This window comes from Salmonella sp. 32070601201500089SM (assembly GCF_017573605.1).
GTDB lineage: Bacteria > Pseudomonadota > Gammaproteobacteria > Enterobacterales > Enterobacteriaceae > Salmonella > Salmonella enterica.
This window is the reverse complement of the sequence record NZ_JAGETK010000001.1, coordinates 652228-671724: the sequence shown is the minus strand read 5'-3', so window position 1 is coordinate 671724 and position 19497 is coordinate 652228. Positions and strand designations below refer to the sequence as shown.

Annotated in this window: 19 protein-coding genes; 13 read left to right on the top strand and 6 right to left on the bottom strand. The window is 53.4% G+C overall.

The features are described 5' to 3' along the window. Positions 1–7: 7 nt before the first annotated feature. Entirely contained in the window at positions 8–1222 is a 1215-nt protein-coding gene (gene rspA, locus J4728_RS03340; protein WP_000706269.1) for a starvation-sensing protein RspA, read from the bottom strand. A 121-nt stretch (positions 1223–1343) separates the two neighbouring features. Next, entirely contained in the window at positions 1344–1670 is a 327-nt protein-coding gene (locus J4728_RS03335; RefSeq protein WP_000921389.1) for a YnfA family protein, read from the bottom strand. A 151-nt stretch (positions 1671–1821) separates the two neighbouring features. Between J4728_RS03335 and J4728_RS03330 the strand changes: the two genes are divergently transcribed. Together J4728_RS03330 and speG are read left to right on the top strand one after the other, a co-directional pair. Continuing rightward, positions 1822–2163, top strand: a complete 342-nt coding sequence (locus tag J4728_RS03330; protein WP_001066440.1) for a DUF1283 family protein — start codon at positions 1822–1824, stop codon at positions 2161–2163. Positions 2164–2198: 35 nt separating this feature from the next. Next, complete coding sequence (gene speG / locus J4728_RS03325) at positions 2199–2759, top strand: spermidine N1-acetyltransferase (protein ID WP_000199997.1); 561 nt, start codon at positions 2199–2201, stop codon at positions 2757–2759. A gap of 40 nt (positions 2760–2799) precedes the next feature. Here speG and J4728_RS03320 read toward each other — a convergent pair whose 3' ends face one another. Beyond that, positions 2800–3510: a YnfC family lipoprotein gene (locus tag J4728_RS03320; protein ID WP_011264284.1), complete on the bottom strand. Its 711-nt coding sequence runs from the start codon at positions 3508–3510 to the stop codon at positions 2800–2802. Positions 3511–3613: 103 nt separating this feature from the next. Between J4728_RS03320 and J4728_RS03315 the strand changes: the two genes are divergently transcribed. From J4728_RS03315 to clcB, 11 genes are all read left to right on the top strand, one after another. Further along, positions 3614–3922 carry a DUF1161 domain-containing protein gene (locus tag J4728_RS03315; protein ID WP_000975516.1) on the top strand — a complete coding sequence of 103 codons (309 nt, stop codon included), beginning with the start codon at positions 3614–3616 and terminating at the stop codon, positions 3920–3922. Positions 3923–4078: 156 nt separating this feature from the next. Next, positions 4079–6517 carry a selenate/tellurate reductase subunit YnfE gene (gene ynfE, locus J4728_RS03310; RefSeq protein WP_001117604.1) on the top strand — a complete coding sequence of 813 codons (2439 nt, stop codon included), beginning with the start codon at positions 4079–4081 and terminating at the stop codon, positions 6515–6517. A gap of 98 nt (positions 6518–6615) precedes the next feature. Beyond that, on the top strand, positions 6616–9051 hold the full coding sequence (gene ynfF / locus J4728_RS03305; RefSeq protein ID WP_000705276.1) for a selenate/tellurate reductase subunit YnfF: 2436 nt from the start codon (positions 6616–6618) through the stop codon (positions 9049–9051). 10 nt (positions 9052–9061) lie between these two features. Further along, positions 9062–9679: a dimethylsulfoxide reductase iron-sulfur subunit DmsB gene (gene dmsB / locus J4728_RS03300; protein WP_000213064.1), complete on the top strand. Its 618-nt coding sequence runs from the start codon at positions 9062–9064 to the stop codon at positions 9677–9679. A gap of 1 nt (position 9680) precedes the next feature. Next, a complete protein-coding gene (locus J4728_RS03295) occupies positions 9681–10538 on the top strand; it encodes a dimethyl sulfoxide reductase anchor subunit family protein (protein ID WP_048348847.1) in 858 nt (285 codons plus the stop codon). 42 nt (positions 10539–10580) lie between these two features. Further along, on the top strand, positions 10581–11195 hold the full coding sequence (gene dmsD, locus J4728_RS03290) for a Tat proofreading chaperone DmsD (RefSeq protein ID WP_000206565.1): 615 nt from the start codon (positions 10581–10583) through the stop codon (positions 11193–11195). A 304-nt stretch (positions 11196–11499) separates the two neighbouring features. Continuing rightward, positions 11500–12210 (top strand): osmoprotectant ABC transporter permease OsmY, encoded by a 711-nt coding sequence (gene osmY / locus J4728_RS03285; protein WP_208211156.1) that lies wholly within the window; start codon positions 11500–11502, stop codon positions 12208–12210. A gap of 28 nt (positions 12211–12238) precedes the next feature. Continuing rightward, on the top strand, positions 12239–13141 hold the full coding sequence (osmX, locus tag J4728_RS03280) for an osmoprotectant ABC transporter substrate-binding protein OsmX (protein WP_208211153.1): 903 nt from the start codon (positions 12239–12241) through the stop codon (positions 13139–13141). A gap of 9 nt (positions 13142–13150) precedes the next feature. Beyond that, complete coding sequence (osmW, locus tag J4728_RS03275) at positions 13151–13798, top strand: osmoprotectant ABC transporter permease OsmW (protein ID WP_000379677.1); 648 nt, start codon at positions 13151–13153, stop codon at positions 13796–13798. Continuing rightward, positions 13798–14946, top strand: coding sequence for an osmoprotectant ABC transporter ATP-binding protein OsmV (gene osmV / locus J4728_RS03270; protein ID WP_000593089.1), 1149 nt, complete (start codon positions 13798–13800; stop codon positions 14944–14946). The genes osmW and osmV overlap by 1 nt, the downstream gene beginning before the upstream one ends. 135 nt (positions 14947–15081) lie before the next feature. Further along, complete coding sequence (gene clcB, locus J4728_RS03265; protein WP_208211150.1) at positions 15082–16371, top strand: voltage-gated ClC-type chloride channel ClcB; 1290 nt, start codon at positions 15082–15084, stop codon at positions 16369–16371. On the opposite strand, the gene bioD is transcribed toward clcB, so the two are convergent. The 3 genes from bioD to J4728_RS03250 form a co-directional block, all read right to left on the bottom strand. Then, the gene (gene bioD, locus J4728_RS03260; protein ID WP_000919233.1) at positions 16327–17022 is read right to left on the bottom strand and encodes a dethiobiotin synthase; all 696 of its coding nucleotides are present in this window, start codon (positions 17020–17022) and stop codon (positions 16327–16329) included. The two genes, clcB and bioD, sit on opposite strands and share 45 nt — an antisense overlap. Positions 17023–17147: 125 nt before the next feature. Continuing rightward, a complete protein-coding gene (gene mlc / locus J4728_RS03255; protein ID WP_000225087.1) occupies positions 17148–18368 on the bottom strand; it encodes a sugar metabolism global transcriptional regulator Mlc in 1221 nt (406 codons plus the stop codon). A 127-nt stretch (positions 18369–18495) separates the two neighbouring features. After that, positions 18496–19395 (bottom strand): LysR family transcriptional regulator, encoded by a 900-nt coding sequence (locus tag J4728_RS03250; RefSeq protein ID WP_001624166.1) that lies wholly within the window; start codon positions 19393–19395, stop codon positions 18496–18498. Between the last annotated feature and the right edge of the window lie 102 nt (positions 19396–19497).

The following is a 19497-nucleotide window of genomic DNA, read 5'->3' as shown; positions in this document are numbered from 1 at the left end:
TCGCTCCTTACCAGTTCCACAGTGTGCCGTCTTCCAGGCGGGCCACCGGCAAATAGGCTGGATCGTACGGATATTTCGCCGCCAGTTTTTCATCGAACTCAATGCCCAGTCCTGGCTTGTCGCCCGGATGCATATAGCCGCCCTCGAACGTCCAGTTATGCGGGAAAACCTCCAGCATCTGTTCGGAGTAGCCCATAAACTCCTGCACACCAAAGTTAGGCACCCACAGGTCGAAATGTAATGCAGCGGCCATACAAACCGGCGACAGATCGGACGGCCCATGCGAACCGGTACGCACCTGGTAGAGCGAGGCAAAATCAGCAATGCGGCGCATCCCGGTAATACCACCGGCATGGGTAAGCGTGGTGCGGATATAGTCAATCAATTGCTCTTCAATGAGCTGTTTGCAATCCCAGATACTGTTAAAGACTTCGCCTACGGCAATCGGCGTGACCGTATGCTGGCGGATGAGGCGGAAGCACGCCTGATTTTCAGCCGGCGTCGGGTCTTCCATCCAGAACAAACGATAGTCTTCAATACTTTTGCCAAAGCGGGCAGCCTCAATAGGCGTCAGTCGGTGATGCATATCGTGCAGAAGATGTTCATTAAACCCGAACGTATTACGCACGGCGTCAAACAGCTTTGGCGTAAAATCGAGATACTTTTCCGTTGACCACAATTGTTCTTCCGGCCACTGGCCTTTTGTCGCGGGCTCATAGGCCAGCCCCTTGCCTTTCGCCATGCCGTAGGTGGTTTTCATCCCCGGAACGCCGCACTGCACGCGGATTGCTTTGAACCCTTGCTCTTTATGACGCGCGTAGTCTTCCAGCACATCGTCGATGGTGTGGCCTGTGGTATGGCAATACACCATGACGCCTTCACGCGAAGCGCCGCCGAGTAACTGATACAACGGCATATTGGCGGCTTTGGCTTTAATATCCCATAGCGCCATATCAACCGCGGAAATGGCGGACATGGTGACAGGGCCACGGCGCCAGTACGCGCCTTTGTAGAAGAACTGCCAAATATCTTCGATGCGGCGAGCATCCCGCCCGATGAGCTGTGGGCACAGGTGATCGGTAAGGTACGAGGCCACCGGGAGCTCGCGTCCGTTCAGGGTGGCATCCCCCAGACCGGTGATCCCGTCTTCCGTGGTTATCTTTAAGGTGACGAAGTTACGCCCTGGACACGTAACAAAAACTTCAGCCCCTACAATCTTCATTTTTATTCCTTACATCGCATTATGGGATGCAGGAAATTTACCCAACTGAGCTACTACCATACAAGTATATTGATGTAAAAAGCGCTGCCAGATCACAAAATGTTCTGGTCGCGCGGCAATGTTACGTACGTCCCCATCCGACGACGATAATCAGCATTCCACACAGCGCGATCAGCGCGCCGCACCAGTCATAAACCGTGAGCCGGACGCCATCGACAACACGTAACCACAGGAGCGCAGTACAGACATATACCCCACCGTAAGCCGCATAAACCCGCCCACTCGCCGCCGGATGCAAGGTCAAAAGCCAGACGAATAACGCGAGTGACGCGGCGGCGGGCAGAAGCCACCACACGCTGGCGCCGCGCTTAAGCCATAGCCAGGGAAGAAAACATCCAATGATTTCACAGAGGGCGGTGACAAAGAAAAGCAGAGTCGTCTTTAGCATGAGATTCATTTGGTTACGAAATGATAAGTGATAATACAACAGAATATCGTTACGGTTATCCGGCCATTCTTGTGTATATGCCAGGCATAAGGATTGGTGTAGAATTTACAGGTGGTTTACCGCTTTTCCCCTCTAATGAAAGGATGTTGTGATGAACAATACGCTGAGCAAACGCCTGTGCCTGACGGCAATGCTTACGTTGGCGGCCGTTGTATATACTACTTCCGCATTCGCTGAAACCAGTAAACTGGTGATTGAATCGGGAGATAGCGCACAAAGTCGTCAGGAAGCGGCGATGGAAAAGGAACAATGGAACGACACTCGCAGTCTGCGCCAGAAAGTGAATACCCGCGCAGAAAAAGAGTGGGACAAAGCCGATGCCGCCTTTGATAACCGCGATAAATGCGAGCAAAGCGCCAACATCAACGCCTATTGGGAGCCCAATACGCTGCGGTGTCTGGATCGTCGTACAGGTCGCGTTATTACGCCCTAATGCAGGATAACTAAAAGGAAGTGTAAGGATACAGTATGACAAGTGACTACAAGGTCAGACTGCGCCCGCTTGAGCGTGAAGATTTACGATTTGTCCACCAGCTTGATAATAATGCCAGCGTTATGCGTTACTGGTTTGAAGAGCCGTATGAGGCTTTTGTCGAACTGTCGGATCTCTACGACAAACACATCCACGACCAAAGCGAACGGCGCTTTGTCGTCGAATGCGATGGTGAAAACGCCGGGCTGGTAGAACTGGTGGAAATTAACCATGTGCATCGGCGGGCGGAATTTCAGATTATTATCTCGCCGGAGTACCAGGGAAAAGGCCTGGCGTCACGCGCGGCCAAACTGGCGATGGATTACGGATTTACCGTACTCAATCTCTATAAATTGTATTTGATCGTCGATAAAGAGAATGAAAAAGCGATTCACATCTACCGTAAACTCGGGTTTAGAGTAGAAGGCGAGCTGATTCATGAGTTCTTCATTAACGGCGAATACCGTAACACCATCCGCATGTGTATCTTCCAGCAGCAGTATCTGGATGAACATAAAACGTCCGGTTCTACGCTCCTGAAACCCACCGCGCAGTAAACGTGGCGCGGCAGTCACGGAGAGTCGCACCGCGCCCGGTTTAGTAGTAATCGATACGATTTTTAATGGTGTAATGGTGGGACACTGCCGGCTTAACGCTCTCATCGACGATAACAAGCCGGCAGTCAACAGGGTTCGCGTACGCATCATATTCGCAGCTCTGTGTGACGTTGCCGACCTGTCGATCATCCACCCGGCTGACTGCCGTGTAATCCAGCTTTTTACGCGGGTCTGCGGAGGGTTTTGCCGTCACAGAGAGCGTATTCTGCGAGTTTATGGTTGTCTTACCTAGCGGATAGCCTTCGCTATCATAGCGATACTCGACTTTCATCTCTTTGCCCGTCGCCGATACCACAAAACCGTTGTCGTCCGTTTCCCAGGTCACGCCCGCCGAAGGCAACGCCGCCAGCTGGCACTTCCCCTGTAACTGCACCTTTTTTTCCAGCGTCTGAGCATCCCGGTAATAATTGGCATCCAGCACGAGCGCCAGCTCCGTATTATTCTCCAGATCGTGTAACTCAAGCGTATCAAAACAGCCTTCTTGTGAAAGCGTACCGGTGACCTGCTTCGCCACTTCGCCATTCTCACTCATCAATGTCTGGCTGAAATCCTTTACCGGACCACGTAATGGATCAAAATCAAATTCGTTCGAAAAACTGGCCATTTCCGGCGTAAAAGACTCAAGGGATTTCGGGTTATCACAACCTGCCAGTATCATGCACAATAACGTCAGTAAAAGAGGTTTCTTCACACGTGTCACCAGGATGAAAAGATATTTATCATCATATTAGCAAATACAGTTATTTACACGAAAAATGCTAAGCTTAGAACATCGTCATTAATCACAGGAGTTCATGATGAAAATCGCAACTGCAATAGCCGCTCTGGCGTTAGTTAGCGCCCCCTCGCTGGTGATGGCGGCACCGGGATCGTGCGAGAGAGTAAAAAGCGATATTGAACAACGTATCATCAATAACGGCGTGCCGGCGGATAATTTTACGCTCACTATCGTTCCTAACGACCAGGCCGATCAGCCGGACTCACAGGTGGTGGGCCATTGCGCGAACGACACGCATAAAATTCTTTATACCCGCACCAGCAGCGGCAATGCGCCAGCCAATACCTCTCCCGCTCAGGACGGTTCATCCGCCGAACCGCAATAACCTCCTCCTGCCCTCCGGGTCCGGAGGGTAACGCTCTTTGACATGGATTAATAATCCTTACTCCCAAAGGGGTAAACTCATTACATCATTAGCATGTTAATAATTTCGTTATAGTTATCAATATATAGCGAAATAATAACGACAATGGAGTGAGTGATGCCCGGAGAAAAGCAACAAACAGGCGTTAGCCGCAGGACGTTAGTGAAATCAGCGGCGCTTGGCTCACTGGCGCTGGCTGCCGGAGGCGTATCTTTACCGTTTGGGATGCGTACCGCGGCCGCGGCGGTGCAGCAGGCTATGCGCAACGAAGAAGATAAAATCGTCTGGGGCGCCTGTTCGGTCAACTGCGGCAGTCGCTGCGCCCTGCGTCTGCATGTAAAAGATAATGAAGTCTGGTGGGTTGAAACTGATAACACTGGCGACGATGTCTATGGCAATCATCAGGTTCGCGCCTGCCTGCGGGGCCGTTCAATCCGTCGGCGTATTAACCATCCGGATCGCCTTAACTATCCCATGAAACGCGTTGGCCGCCGCGGCGAAGGCAAATTTGAACGCATTAGCTGGCAGGAAGCACTGGACACCATTAGCGCCAGCCTGAAAAAGACCGTAGAGACCTACGGCAATGAAGCCGTTTATATCCACTACTCATCCGGCATCGTAGGCGGCAACATAACCCGCTCGTCGCCTGCCGCCTCGCCGGTGAAGCGTTTGATGAACTGCTACGGCGGTTCGTTGAATCAATACGGCTCATACAGTACCGCGCAAATTTCTTGCGCCATGCCCTACACCTATGGTTCCAACGACGGCAACAGCACATCTGATATCGAAAACAGTAAACTGGTGGTCATGTTCGGCAATAATCCGGCTGAAACACGCATGAGCGGCGGCGGCATTACCTGGTTTCTGGAGCAAGCGCGTGAACGCTCAAATGCGCGCATGATCGTAATAGATCCGCGCTATACCGATACCGCTGCCGGACGTGAAGACGAGTGGATACCGATTCGCCCCGGCACCGATGCCGCGCTGGTGGCGGGAATTGCCTGGGTATTGATTAACGAAAATCTCGTTGACCAGCCTTTTCTCGATAACTATTGCATCGGCTACGATGAAAAGACCCTTCCGGCTGACGCGCCCCCCAATGGCCATTATAAGGCTTATATTTTGGGCCAGGGCGAGGACGGTATCGCCAAAACGCCGCAGTGGGCATCGCATATTACCGGCATCCCCGCCGATCGGATTATCAAACTGGCGCGCGAGATAGGCAGCGTCAAGCCGGCCTACATCTGTCAGGGTTGGGGCCCGCAGCGTCAGGCGAACGGCGAACAAACCGCTCGCGCCATCGCCATGTTACCGATTCTGACCGGCAACGTCGGCATTCATGGCGGTAATAGCGGCGCACGCGAATCCACTTACACCATTACCATTGAACGTCTGCCGGTCCTGGAGAATCCCGTTAAAACCGCCATCTCCTGCTTTAGCTGGACGGACGCCATTGCGCGCGGCCCGGAAATGACCGCCCTGCGCGACGGCGTACGCGGCAAAGATAAGCTGGATGTCCCGATCAAATTTCTATGGAACTACGCTGGCAACACCCTGATTAATCAGCATTCGGATATTAATAAAACCCATGAAATTCTTCAGGATGAAGCGAAATGCGAAATGATTGTGGTCATCGACAACTTTATGACCTCTTCCGCGAAGTACGCTGATATTTTACTGCCGGATCTCATGACCGTCGAACAGGAGGATATCATCCCCAATGATTACGCCGGCAATATGGGATATCTGATTTTTATCCAACCGGCGACGACGCCTAAGTTCGAGCGCAAGCCCATCTACTGGGTACTCAGCGAAATCGCCAGACGCCTCGGCGACGATGTGTATCAGCGGTTTACCGAAGGCCGTACACAGGCGCAATGGCTGCAATATCTGTACGCCAAAATGCAGGCAAGAGATCCGGCATTGCCCGCGTATGACGATCTGAAAAAAATGGGCATCTATAAACGCAAAGATCCCAACGGCCACTTTGTCGCCTATAAAAAATTTCGTGAAGATCCGCAGGCCAATCCGTTAAAAACGCCGTCCGGTAAAATCGAAATCTACTCAAGCAAACTCGCTCACATCGCCAGTACCTGGGAGCTGGCGGAAGGCGACGTGATAAGCCCACTGCCGATTTATACCCCTACTTTTGAAGGATGGGACGATCCGAAGCGGAGCACCTTCCCGCTACAGCTGTTTGGCTTTCACTATAAATCCCGTACCCATTCAAGCTACGGCAATATTGATGTTCTGCAGGCCGCCTGTCGCCAGGAGGTGTGGATAAATCCGCTCGATGCGCAAAAACGCGGTATCGCGAATGGCGATAAGGTTCGCGTCTTTAACGATCGTGGAGAGGTGCGTCTACCCGCCAAAGTCACGCCGCGTATTCTGCCGGGTGTCAGCGCGATGGGTCAGGGCGCATGGCATAATGCGGATATGGCTGGCGATAAAATTGACCACGGCGCCTGCATCAATACGCTCACGACGCTGCGTCCTTCCCCCCTGGCAAAAGGGAATCCTCAACATACAAATCTGGTGGAAATCGAAAAAATCTAAGCCGCCTGCTCCGGGACGTTTTTACGCGCCCGGAGCTCCCCGTTTTGCGAACACAACGACATTTAAAACTCTTTTTTGGATGAGCATAGTGAGCTGTTATGAAAATCACCAACCCTGAGGCATTAATGGCGGCCAGTATCAGCCGACGAAGCCTGGTGAAAACCTCCGCTATCGGTAGCCTTGCGCTTGCCAGTAGCGCTTTCACCCTTCCGTTCTCCCGCATCGCCCACGCCGCAGCAGACCTCGCATCCGGCAATGTGGCAGAAAAAGCGGTCTGGAGTTCATGTACCGTTAACTGCGGCAGCCGCTGCCTGCTGCGCCTGCACGTAAAAGATGACACCGTATATTGGGTTGAATCAGATACCACGGGCAACGATGAATATGGCAACCATCAGGTACGCGCCTGCCTGCGCGGTCGTTCTATTCGTCGCCGGATGAATCATCCCGATCGCCTGAAATATCCGATGAAACGCGTTGGTAAACGAGGAGAAGGCAAATTCGAACGTATCAGTTGGGATGAAGCGTTGGATACCATCGGCGATAACCTGAAACGTATCCTCAAGGATTACGGCAACGAAGCGGTACATGTCCTTTACGGTACCGGCGTGGACGGCGGCAATATTACCAATTCTAACGTACCGTATCGCCTGATGAACGCCTGCGGCGGCTATCTCAGCCGTTACGGTAGCTACAGCACCGCCCAAATCAGCGCGGCCATGAGCTATATGTTCGGCGGCAACGACGGCAATAGTCCGGATGATATCGCCAATACAAAACTGGTGGTGATGTTTGGCAATAACCCCGCGGAAACACGTATGAGCGGCGGCGGCGTGACATACTATGTCGAACAGGCGCGCGAACGCTCCAACGCCCGGATGATCGTCATTGACCCGCGTTATAACGACACTGCTGCCGGCCGCGAAGACGAGTGGCTGCCGATTCGCCCGGGTACCGATGGCGCGCTGGCGGCGGCAATCGCCTGGGTGCTGATTACCGAAGATCTTATTGATAAACCGTTTCTGGATAAATACTGCATCGGCTACGACGAAACCACTCTGCCCGCCTCGGCCCCGCGTAACGCGCACTATAAAGCCTATATTTTGGGTCAGGGCGACGACGGTATTGCTAAAACGCCGCAATGGGCCGCGCAGATTACCAGTATTCCGGCGGAAAAAATCATTCAACTGGCGCGGGAAATCGGCTCGGCGAAACCGGCTTACATTTGCCAGGGCTGGGGACCGCAACGCCACTCTAACGGGGAGCAGACCGCACGCGCAATCGCCATGCTGTCTGTACTCACCGGTAACGTCGGCATAAATGGCGGTAATTCCGGCGTGCGCGAAGGCACCTGGGATCTGGGCGTCGAATGGTTTTCTATGCTGGAGAACCCGGTAAAAACCCAGATTTCGGTCTTTACCTGGACCGACGCTATCGATCATGGCGCGGAAATGACCGCCACACGCGACGGCGTGCGGGGAAAAGACAAGCTCGACGTGCCGATCAAATTTTTGTGGTGCTACGCCAGTAATACGCTGATCAATCAGCATGGCGATATCGCCCACACCCACGAGGTGCTTCAGGACGACAGTAAATGTGAAATGATCGTCGGTATCGAGCACTTTATGACCGCGTCGGCAAAATATTGCGACATTCTGCTGCCTGATTTAATGCCGACCGAGCAGGAAGATCTGATTTCCCACGAATCCGCAGGCAATATGGGCTATGTCATTCTTGGTCAGCCCGCCACCTCGCCGAAATTTGAAAGAAAGCCCATTTACTGGACGCTCAGTGAAGTGGCTAAACGGCTTGGTCCGGACGTATACCAGACCTTCACAGAAGGCCGCACGCAGCATGAGTGGGTCAAATACCTGCACGCAAAAACCAAAGCACGTAACCCGGAAATGCCGGATTACGAAGAGATGAAACAGACAGGAATTTTCAAGAAAAAATGCCCGGAGGAGCACTACGTCGCTTTCCGCGCCTTCCGCGAAGACCCTGCCGCCAACCCACTGAAAACGCCGTCCGGTAAAATCGAAATCTATTCCGAGCGTCTGGCAACCCTCGCCAACACGTGGGAGCTGAAGAAAGATGAGATTATCCATCCTTTACCCGCCTATACGCCAGGCTTTGACGGTTGGGACGATCCGCTTCGTCAGCGCTACCCGCTACAGCTAACCGGCTTCCACTATAAAGCGCGTACCCACTCCAGCTACGGCAATATCGACGTCCTGCAACAGGCATGTCCGCAGGAGATCTGGATCAACCCGATTGATGCGCAAGCGCGCGGCATTCAGCACGGCGACACCGTGCGGGTCTTTAACCAGAACGGAGAGATGCTCATTCCGGCAAAAGTCACGCCGCGCATATTGCCTGGCGTCACCGCTATCGGCCAGGGCGCCTGGTTAAATGCCGACATGTTTGGCGACAAAGTCGATCGCGGCGGCTCCATTAACATTCTGACGTCGCACCGGCCTTCCCCACTGGCGAAAGGTAATCCGTCACACAGTAATCTTGTTCAGGTTGAAAAGGCGTAAGGAGTAACCGATGACAACCCAGTATGGATTTTTTATTGATTCCAGCCGTTGCACCGGTTGCAAAACCTGCGAACTGGCCTGCAAGGACTACAAAGATTTGACCCCGGATGTCAGCTTCCGCCGCATTTATGAGTATGCAGGCGGCGACTGGCAGGAAGATAACGGCGTCTGGCACCAGAACGTCTTTGCCTACTATCTCTCCATCTCCTGTAACCACTGCGAAGACCCGGCCTGTACCAAAGTCTGCCCGAGCGGCGCGATGCACAAGCGCGATGACGGTTTTGTGGTGGTGAACGAAGAGGTCTGTATCGGCTGCCGCTACTGCCACATGGCCTGCCCGTACGGCGCGCCGCAGTACAACGCCGCCAAAGGTCATATGACCAAGTGCGATGGCTGTTATGATCGCGTCGCCGACGGCAAAAAGCCTATCTGCGTGGAATCCTGCCCGCTGCGGGCGCTGGATTTCGGCCCGATAGACGAGCTGCGTAAAAAACACGGTGAGCTGGCTGCCGTCGCGCCGCTGCCGCGCGCGCATTTCACGAAGCCGAATATTGTGATTAAACCCAACGCCAACAGCCGCCCGACCGGGGACACTACCGGTTATCTGGCCAATCCGAAGGAGGTATAAGATGGGAAGTGGATGGCATGAATGGCCGTTGATGATCTTCACGGTCTTTGGTCAGTGCGTGGTCGGCGCGTTAATCGTTAGCGGACTGGGCTGGCTGACGGCAAAAGACGATACCATCGCCCGTCAGCGCATCGTGCGCAGCATGTTTTTTCTGTGGCTGGTGATGGGACTGGGATTCCTCGCGTCGATTATGCATCTCGGCTCGCCGATGCGCGCGTTTAACTCGCTTAACCGCGTAGGCGCTTCCGCACTGAGTAATGAAATCGCCGCAGGATCGGTGTTCTTTGCCGTAGGCGGCATCTGGTGGCTGGTGGCGGTACTCGGTAAAATGCCCCCGGCGCTGGGTAAAGTGTGGCTGCTGGTCAGTATGGCGCTCGGCGTTGCATTCATCTGGGCAATGACGCTCGTTTATCAGATAGATACCGTGCCAACCTGGTATAATGGCTACACCACGCTGGCCTTTTTCCTCACGGCATTCCTGTGCGGCCCGGTGTTTGCGGCGCTACTGCTACGCATCGCGCGCGTCCCATTTTGCAGCGTGACGTTTGCCAGTATTAGCGGCCTGGCATTGGTGGTGTGCGTGGCGGTCATCGTACTACAGGGACTGTCTCTCTCAACCATTCACAGTTCCGTGCAACAGGCCAGCCATCTCGTACCGGATTACGGTATGCTACAGGTCTGGCGCATTGTCTTGCTTGCTGCCGGATTAGGCTGCTGGCTATGTCCGCTAATCCGTCGCCGCGAACCGCATACCGTTGGTTTGCTGCTCGGTGTCGTGCTGGTGCTGGCAGGCGAAATTATTGGCCGCGGACTTTTTTATGGCCTGCATATGACCGTAGGTATGGCCGTCGCAGGTTAATTTATGCGTGCGGGGCGACCCGCACCTTTCGGGATTGTTTGAATGACCACTTTTTTACAACGTGATGATTTTGCAGTAACGGCGCGTGTTCTTGGCGCGTTGTTTTATTATTCGCCGGAAAGCCACGAAACCGCTCCTCTGGTTCAGGCGCTATTAACCGACGACTGGCAGGCGCAGTGGCCGCTTGATGCCGAGGCGCTTGCGCCTGTGGCGGCTATGTTTAAGACCCACAGCGAAGAGTCGTTGCCACAGGCCTGGCAGCGTCTGTTTATCGGCCCTTACGCTCTGCCGTCTCCGCCGTGGGGTTCCGTCTGGCTGGATCGTGAGAGCGTATTATTTGGCGATTCTACGCTGGCGCTACGTCAGTGGATGCGCGAAAACGGAATTCAGTTTGAAATGCAACAAAACGAGCCAGAAGATCATTTTGGGTCGCTGTTGCTGCTGGCGGCCTGGCTTGCCGAGAATGATCGTCATCATGAATGCGAACAACTCCTGGCCTGGCATCTGTTTCCGTGGTCGTCCCGCTTTCTGGACGTATTTATCGATCATGCCGGGCATCCGTTTTATCAGGCGTTGGGGCAACTGGCGCGTCTGACGCTGGCGCAATGGCAAGCTCAACTCATTATTCCCGTCGCTGTAAAACCGTTATTCCGTTAATCCCCACAAAAGGCAGGATTTTACCTGCCTTTTCTCTCATTGCGGCCTATTTTTATCTACAAAAAGTGACAACGTCACACCACGCTTCTATTTTTAAGATAATTCTTTATCGTGAATGTTCACGCTAAGCCGCATAAGGGCAAAACATAATTGTTAATAGATGTTTAACAGTGTTAAACATCACGCTCCGCTGGAATCCTTCCCAACCTGTTGCTATAGCTCAAAGTACCCTGCCGGAACATGGCATAACAACACGCGACTCTTAACGTCGCCATAACACATGCAAACAGGGAGACACACCGCAATGCACACCCACACCCTAAAACGCGTACTTGGGTTCACTATCGTCATTCTGCTGTTACTGGCGCTGTTTATCTGGGGAATCGGTCTGGAGACGCTGAAAGCGCGTCAGGTCGATCTGCTGTATCTCGGACAACGGCATTTGATGCTGGTATTTACGTCCATGTTTTTTGCTTTACTGGTCGGTATCCCGAGTGGGATTTTACTCAGCCGACCTGCGGCAAAAGGATTTGCTGAATATGTCATGCAAATCTTTAATGTTGGTAATACCTTGCCGCCGCTGGCCGTCCTGGCCTTAGCGATGGTGATTATCGGGATCGGCGATACGCCCGCCATTGTCGCGCTATTTCTGGCTTCTCTTCTGCCTATCGTCCGCAATACCTATACAGGCCTCTGTTCCGTTCCCGCCTCACTGATTGAAGCGGCGAACGGGATTGGGATGACAAAATGGCAGCGGCTTCGTCAGGTAGAGCTACCTAATGCGTGGCCAGTGATGCTGTCCGGTATTCGCATCGCGACCGCCATCAATGTCGGCACCGCGCCCCTGGCCTTTCTGATTGGCGCCAGCAGCTACGGCGAGCTGATTTTCCCGGGGATTTATCTCAACGATTTTCCGACGTTGATTCTCGGCGCAACGGCCACGGCGTTATTCGCGCTGATTCTTGACACTCTGCTTGCCTGGTTTGGGCGACGCCTTAGCCCTCATACCGTCTGAACGCATAAATAACAATAAGGAGCGTTAAATGAGACTCAAAAAACACCTGTTGGGATGGCTTGCCGCAACGCTGTTGTTCAGTAGCCAGACGCAGGCCGCGCCGCTGGTTCTCGCCACCAAAAGCTTTACCGAGCAGCATATTCTTTCCGCTATGACCGTTCAGTATTTGCAGAAGAAAGGCTTTCAGGTTCAGCCGCAAACCAATATCGCCGCGGTGATTTCACGTAATGCGATGGTGAATAAACAAATTGATATTACCTGGGAATACACCGGTACATCGCTGATTATTTTCAACCGTATCGATAAGCGCATGAGTCCACAGGAAACCTACGACACGGTAAAACGCCTGGATGCGAAGCTGGGCCTGGTATGGCTCAAACCGGCTGACATGAACAATACTTACGCGTTCGCGATGCAGCGCAAACGCGCCGAGTCGGAAAATATCACCACCATCTCGCAGATGGTGGCAAAAATCGAACAAGTCCGGCAGAACGATCCTGACCACAACTGGATGCTCGGTCTCGATCTGGAATTTGCCGGGCGCAGCGATGGGATGAAGCCCCTTCAGCAAGCCTACCAAATGCAGCTTGATCGCCCGCAAATACGACAGATGGACCCAGGGCTGGTCTATAACGCCGTTCGGGATGGGCTGGTTGACGCCGGGCTGGTCTATACCACCGACGGACGGGTGAAAGGGTTTGATCTGAAAGTGCTGGAAGATGATAAAGGCTTCTTTCCAAGTTACGCTGTCACGCCCGTGGTGCGTAAAGAGGTGCTGGAGGCCAATCCTGGCCTTGATGACGCCTTAAACACCCTTTCCGGCCTGCTCAATAACGATGTGATATCGACCCTAAACGCCCAGGTCGATATCGAGCATCGCACGCCGCAACAGGTAGCCCATCAATTTTTGCAGGACAAAGGTCTGCTGTAAGGAGCGCCTATGGATACGATACATTATATGCTGGATAACGCAGGCTATCTCGCCAGCCTTACCTTTCAGCATCTCTGGCTGGTCGCGCTGGCCGTCGGTCTGGCGATTATCATCGGCGTACCGTTAGGCGTTTTGATTGTACGCCACAAATGGCTGGCAACGCCGGTACTGGGCGCCGCCACGCTACTTCTTACCATTCCGTCTATCGCGCTGTTTGGATTAATGATCCCGCTCTTTTCGCTGATCGGACATGGTATTGGCGTTCTGCCCGCCGTGACGGCCGTTTTTCTCTACTCTTTACTGCCGATTGTGCGTAATACCCATACTGCGCTTGATAGTTTGCCGCCCGGTCTGCGTGAAGCGGGACGCGGCATCGGTATGACTTTCTGGCAACGGCTGCGCTGGGTCGAAATCCCAATGGCCCTACCGGTTATTTTCGGGGGTATCCGCACCGCGGTAGTGATGAATATCGGCGTAATGGCGATTGCCGCGGTGATCGGCGCCGGCGGTCTGGGACTGCTACTGTTAAACGGCATTAGCGGCAGCGATATTCGCATGTTAATTGCCGGCGCGCTGATGATCTGTCTACTGGCAATTGTACTTGACTGGCTGTTGCATCGTCTGCAAGTCGTACTGACACCTAAGGGGATACGATAATGATAAAACTGGAAAATCTCACCAAACAATTTGTACAGAAAAAGGGTCAGCCGCTAAAAGCCGTCGACAACGTCAACCTGAACGTGCCGGAAGGCGAAATGTGCGTACTACTTGGCCCCTCCGGCTGCGGCAAAACCACCACGTTAAAGATGATCAACCGGCTGATCGCGCCCAGCAGCGGTAATATTCTTATCAACGGCGAGAATACCAACGATATGGATACGGTAACGCTACGCCGCAATATTGGGTATGTTATCCAGCAGATCGGCCTGTTTCCTAATATGACGATTGAAGAAAATATTACCGTTGTGCCGCGCATGTTGGGTTGGGACAAAGCGCGCTGCAAGCAACGCGCCGAAGAGTTGATGGACATGGTGGCGCTGGATGCCAGAAAATTTCTGCATCGCTATCCAAAGGAGATGTCCGGGGGACAGCAACAGCGTATTGGCGTGATCCGCGCTCTGGCCGCCGATCCGCCGGTACTGCTGATGGATGAGCCCTTCGGCGCGGTGGACCCCATTAACCGCGAAGTGATCCAGAACCAGTTTCTGGATATGCAGCGTAAGCTAAAAAAGACCGTGATGCTGGTCAGCCATGATATCGACGAAGCGCTAAAGCTCGGCGACCGTATCGCCGTGTTCCGTCAGGGGCGAATTGTACAGTGCGCCAGTCCTGATGAATTGCTGGCCAAACCGGCTAACGAGTTTGTCGGGTCGTTTGTCGGTCAGGACAGAACGTTAAAGCGTTTGCTACTGGTCTCCGCGGGCGATGTTACCGACCAACAGCCAACCATTACCGCGCGGCCTTCCATGCCGTTAAGCGAGGCATTCGGCATTATGGATGATCACGATATTCGCGCCATTACCGTCATTGACAACGACGGTAAGCCACTGGGATTTGTGAAGCGCCGGGAGGCGCGGAACGCCAGCGGAATCTGCGCCGATATCACCCATCCTTTCCGTATTACGGGCAAAGCGGAAGATAATCTGCGTATTGTGCTGTCCAGATTGTACGAAAGTAATACTAGCTGGATGCCGATCGTTGATGAAGACGGACGCTATAACGGTGAAATCTCTCAGGATTACATCGCCGATTATCTCAGCTCAGGCCGCACGCGTCGGGCGCTAAATATTCACGAAAGCAGCTAACGTTGCCGCCGGATGGCCTCTCGCTATCCGGCAGTATCATTATTGTACGCAATATTATATCGCACATAGTGCTTTTGCGTCTGACGCCATTTCCCCGCAGAATAGGCTATCCTGAAACTCCCTGTTTACCCGCTCATGCATCGTTTACACGCTTACCCGGATCTGCGCGCGATGTTTCGTCGCCTGCTGATCGCTACGCTCATCGGTATTCTCGCGGCGCTGGCTGTCGCCGCCTTCCGTCATGCGATGCAATTGCTGGAGTGGATTTTCCTGAGTAATGACACCGGCAGTCTGGTGAATGCGGCTGAGGGGCTTTCGCCCTGGCGACGGCTGATTACGCCGGCGCTTGGCGGCCTGGCCGCTGGTCTGTTGCTGTGGGGGTGGCAAAAAATGAACCAACAGCGCCCCCATGCGCCCACTGACTATATGGAAGCATTGCAAACCGACGGGCAATTTGACGTTGGCGCCAGTCTGGTGAAATCGCTGGCCTCGCTGCTGGTCGTGGTCAGCGGCAGCGCAATTGGTCGCGAAGGCGCAATGATCCTCCTCGCCGCGCTGGCGGCATCCAGCTTTGCCCGACGCTTCACGCCGCGTGAGGAATGGAAATTATGGATCGCCAGCGGCGCCGCTGCGGGCATGGCGGGCGCTTACCATTCGCCGCTGGCGGGCAGCCTGTTTATCGCGGAGATCCTGTTCGGTACCTTAATGCTGGCTTCCCTCGGCCCGGTTGTCGTTTCCGCCGTCGTCGCCCTGCTAACCACCCATGTATTAAACGGTAGCGATTCACTACTCTATACCGTACATCTGACCGTTGATCTCCACGCGCGGGAGTACGTCATGATAGTCAGTACCGGCCTGGTCGCCGGTCTGTGCGGCCCATTGCTGATGTGGCTGATGACGGCCAGCCATAATAGTTTCTTACGCTTAAAACTGTCCCCGCCCTGGCAACTGGCGTTGGGCGGGCTTATTGTCGGATTACTGTCGTTACTCACGCCCACGGTATGGGGAAACGGCTATAGCGTCGTACAATCATTTTTGCTCTCTCCGCCGCTATTCTCGCTGATTGGCGGAATTTTTGCGTGCAAAATCCTGGCGGTGCTCGCCAGCAGCGGGTCTGGCGCGCCGGGCGGCGTCTTTACGCCAACATTATTTGTCGGATTATCCATTGGAATGTTTCTGGGTCGGATATGGGGATTCTGGCTGCCAGGCTCGGATGAAATAGCGATTTTATTGGGGCTGGTGGGTATGGCGACGCTACTGGCGGCGACAACCCATGCGCCGATAATGTCCACCCTGATGATTTGTGAAATGACCGGCGAGTATCAGTTACTCCCCGGTCTGCTGATTGCCTGTGTAGTCGCGTCAGTGCTCTCGCGAACGTTACGCCATGATTCTATCTACCGCCAGCACGCTGCCGAGCATTGACAAACGAATATACTGCCCCAGCTCACGCTGCTCGGCGCGCGGCAGGTACGGTAACTCGCCAATCAGCGGCGCTGGCAGTTTTTTCCCAAGCACATCAATAATTTCAGCATAATGCGCCAGGCCAGGATTGATACGATTCGCCACCCAGCCAATTAATGGCAGTCCATCGTTAGCGACAGCTTGCGCAGTCAGTAGCGCATGATTAATGCACCCCTCCTGAATCCCTACCACCATCAATACCGGTAACTGTTCCTGTACCACCCATTCAGACAATGGACGTAAATCATTCATCAAACTACGCCAGCCGCCAGTACCCTCCACAACCACGTGGTCCACTTTATCGCTCAGGCTCGCCAGACCGTTGGACAGCAAGGTGTAATTTATAGGACAGCTATGCGCGACGCTGCTTTCTTCTTCGCTTAACGCGATCGGATTAATCGCCTCATACGGCAACTCCAGCGAAGAGACGCTTTGCAATACCAGCGCATCTTTGTTGCGCATCCCTTCTGCAGTCTCTTTGCTCCCTTTAGCGACAGGTTTATACCCTGCAACGCTCTTACCACTCGACGCTAACGCTTGTAGTAATGCGCGGGAAACCACCGTCTTCCCAACAGAAGTGTCTGTACCTGTAATAAAGAAACGCTTCAGCATCACTAACTCCACCGTTATGCTTCGAAAATATAAGCCAAGAAAATAATACAGTGGAGAAAGTCTAAGATATGGCAAGGGCAATCAGCTTGAGTTAGCGCAAATTTTTGTACAACAGTTAAAAAATGTTAACCCTGTAATAGACGAATCAACAAAGAGCCGTTATACATCGCGTCTTTTACCAACGCCGCCCCGGCCATCGTGCCCTGGTTGGTAAACTGCGTGCTTTCCACAACCGTATTCCTGCTGTAGGCGGGCAGCGCCTGTTGACGGATACTGTCAGCAATGGCTGGAAAAAGGATATCAGCCGCTTTACTTAGCGGCGAACCAATAAGAATTTTTTGCGGATTAAATAAATTCACCATGATAGCCAGAATGCGTCCGACATGCGCGCCAACGCCGCTAATAATATCTTTTGCTAATAGATCTCCCTGCATCGCCGCCTGACACAGTGAATCTACCGTTAACGGCTGGCCGTGCAACATTGAACTCATCGACTGATTGAGCCGAAGCTGCGTAAGTTCCAGCACGCTATCGACGCTGGCGATGGTCTCCAGACAGCCATGATTACCGCAATAACAGCGCTTACCATAAGGATCGACCTGGGTATGCCCAATCTCTACCAGACTGCTACTGCCCGCATGAAGCAAATGACCGTCGGTGATAACGCCCGCCCCCACATTATGATCAATCACCACCTGGATAACGTCGCGCGCGCCGCGTGAGGCGCCAAAAAGCGCCTCTGCCATCGTCCAGGCGCTAATATCATGCTGAATGTAAACCGGTACGCCGGTGTGCCGCTCCAGCGCATCTCCCAAAGGCATCTCTTTGACATCTTCGTAATACGGCATCCGGTGCACAACGCCGTTTTCGGTATCGATAATGCCCGGTAACGTAATGGCAATGGAGGTCAGACGCTCCAGTTTCTGCTGATGGCGGGTAAAAAATCGATCAACGTGCGTAATAATTCGCTCAAGCAACGGCGTAGCTTCGTTTAACGGCAGCGCCAGACACTCTTCTACCACCAGTTTGCTGCTAAGATCGCGCAGTGCAAGGAAAATTTCGCCACGGCTAATACGAATAGATAAATAGTGCCAGGCTTCCGTTTCCACCATCAGCCCGACGGCGGGGCGTCCACGACTGCCCGCTTCTTTAATTTCAAGTTCCTGAACCAAATGCGCTTCCAGCATTTCGCGAACAATTTTCGTAATACTGGCAGGCGCTAACTGCGCCAGACGAGACAGGTCAATTCGCGATACCGGTCCGAGCTGATCAATCAGGCGATACACTGCGCCAGCATTGGTCTGCTTAATTTGATCGATATGCCCAGGCTGACTATCAGCAACCACCGCTCACTCCCTTTATTTTCGCGCTCCGAAATAATCTGTGTGCTATGGTGAAACACTTCAATACTCGCCGTCAACTTTTTGCTTAGCCGTGTGATTAACTGCACATTTTCACCCTTTTTAAGCGTAATTAATCCTGTCGGGCAGCCAGTAATAGCAGTTGGCAAAACCGCTGTACGGCATGACTCTGTTCATGATGCTTCGGCCATACCAGCCACATTTCAGATACGGCGTCCTCTTCTGCCAGGGGAACCCAGCGCATCTCGCTCATCTGTACACGCTTAAAGGATGCCGGCAGAATCGAGACACCCAGTCCCGCCGCTACCAGACCGATAATGGTCATTGCCTCGCCAACCTCCTGCGTGATGGTCGGCGACAGGTTATAGCGCCGCATCAGGCCGAGGATATCGTCGTAGAGGCCCGTCCCGACATGCGGATCGAAAAAGACGAAAGGTTCTTCCGCCAGTTCTGTCAGACTGACGACCGGCTTTTGCGCCAGCCGATGTTCGCGCGGGATCATGGCCATAAGCGGCTCATGCAAAATCACCTCGCGATTAAGTGTGTCGGGCAACGGCGTATTCCGCAGTAAGCCAATATCCAGTACGCCTTCGTTGAGCGGCGCGATTTGCTCACGCGTATTCATTTCACGCGTTTGCATATGCACCCCCGGATAGGACTGGCGGAACAGCGAAAAGGTATGCGATACCGCCCGAATAAAAGGCGCTGAAGACGTAAAGCCAATACGGATTTCACCCGCTTCGCCCTGATGCAACCGCTCGGCGCGAGCGGCGGCGTCGTTTACCAGACTCAGGATGTGTCGGCTATCCACCAGGAACTGTCGCCCGGCGGCGGTTAACGCTACGCTGCGGTTAGTCCGCGCCAGTAATCGCGCGCCGACCTGCTGCTCCAGAATTTGTATCTGCTGACTCAGCGGCGGCTGCGAGATATTGAGGCGCGCGGCGGCGCGACCAAAATGCAGCTCTTCTGCTACCGCCACAAAGTAACGTAAATGACGTAATTCGATATTCATATTTTTAACGTCTTATTTGAGACAATTAATATATTAGACAGAATATTTTGCTTTTTCTATGCTTTACATGTCGGTTATACCCGTCTCCTGTTGACGGAGATG

Coding starts and splice junctions, on each gene's coding strand:
- rspA (WP_000706269.1), bottom strand. CDS start 1,222: ATGAAGATTGTAGGGGCTGAAGTTTTTGTTACGTGTCCAGGGCGTAAC.
- J4728_RS03335 (WP_000921389.1), bottom strand. CDS start 1,670: ATGCTAAAGACGACTCTGCTTTTCTTTGTCACCGCCCTCTGTGAAATC.
- J4728_RS03330 (WP_001066440.1), top strand. CDS start 1,822: ATGAACAATACGCTGAGCAAACGCCTGTGCCTGACGGCAATGCTTACG.
- speG (WP_000199997.1), top strand. CDS start 2,199: ATGACAAGTGACTACAAGGTCAGACTGCGCCCGCTTGAGCGTGAAGAT.
- J4728_RS03315 (WP_000975516.1), top strand. CDS start 3,614: ATGATGAAAATCGCAACTGCAATAGCCGCTCTGGCGTTAGTTAGCGCC.
- ynfE (WP_001117604.1), top strand. CDS start 4,079: ATGCCCGGAGAAAAGCAACAAACAGGCGTTAGCCGCAGGACGTTAGTG.
- ynfF (WP_000705276.1), top strand. CDS start 6,616: ATGAAAATCACCAACCCTGAGGCATTAATGGCGGCCAGTATCAGCCGA.
- dmsB (WP_000213064.1), top strand. CDS start 9,062: ATGACAACCCAGTATGGATTTTTTATTGATTCCAGCCGTTGCACCGGT.
- J4728_RS03295 (WP_048348847.1), top strand. CDS start 9,681: ATGGGAAGTGGATGGCATGAATGGCCGTTGATGATCTTCACGGTCTTT.
- dmsD (WP_000206565.1), top strand. CDS start 10,581: ATGACCACTTTTTTACAACGTGATGATTTTGCAGTAACGGCGCGTGTT.
- osmY (WP_208211156.1), top strand. CDS start 11,500: ATGCACACCCACACCCTAAAACGCGTACTTGGGTTCACTATCGTCATT.
- osmX (WP_208211153.1), top strand. CDS start 12,239: ATGAGACTCAAAAAACACCTGTTGGGATGGCTTGCCGCAACGCTGTTG.
- osmW (WP_000379677.1), top strand. CDS start 13,151: ATGGATACGATACATTATATGCTGGATAACGCAGGCTATCTCGCCAGC.
- osmV (WP_000593089.1), top strand. CDS start 13,798: ATGATAAAACTGGAAAATCTCACCAAACAATTTGTACAGAAAAAGGGT.
- clcB (WP_208211150.1), top strand. CDS start 15,082: ATGCATCGTTTACACGCTTACCCGGATCTGCGCGCGATGTTTCGTCGC.
- bioD (WP_000919233.1), bottom strand. CDS start 17,022: ATGCTGAAGCGTTTCTTTATTACAGGTACAGACACTTCTGTTGGGAAG.
- J4728_RS03250 (WP_001624166.1), bottom strand. CDS start 19,395: ATGAATATCGAATTACGTCATTTACGTTACTTTGTGGCGGTAGCAGAA.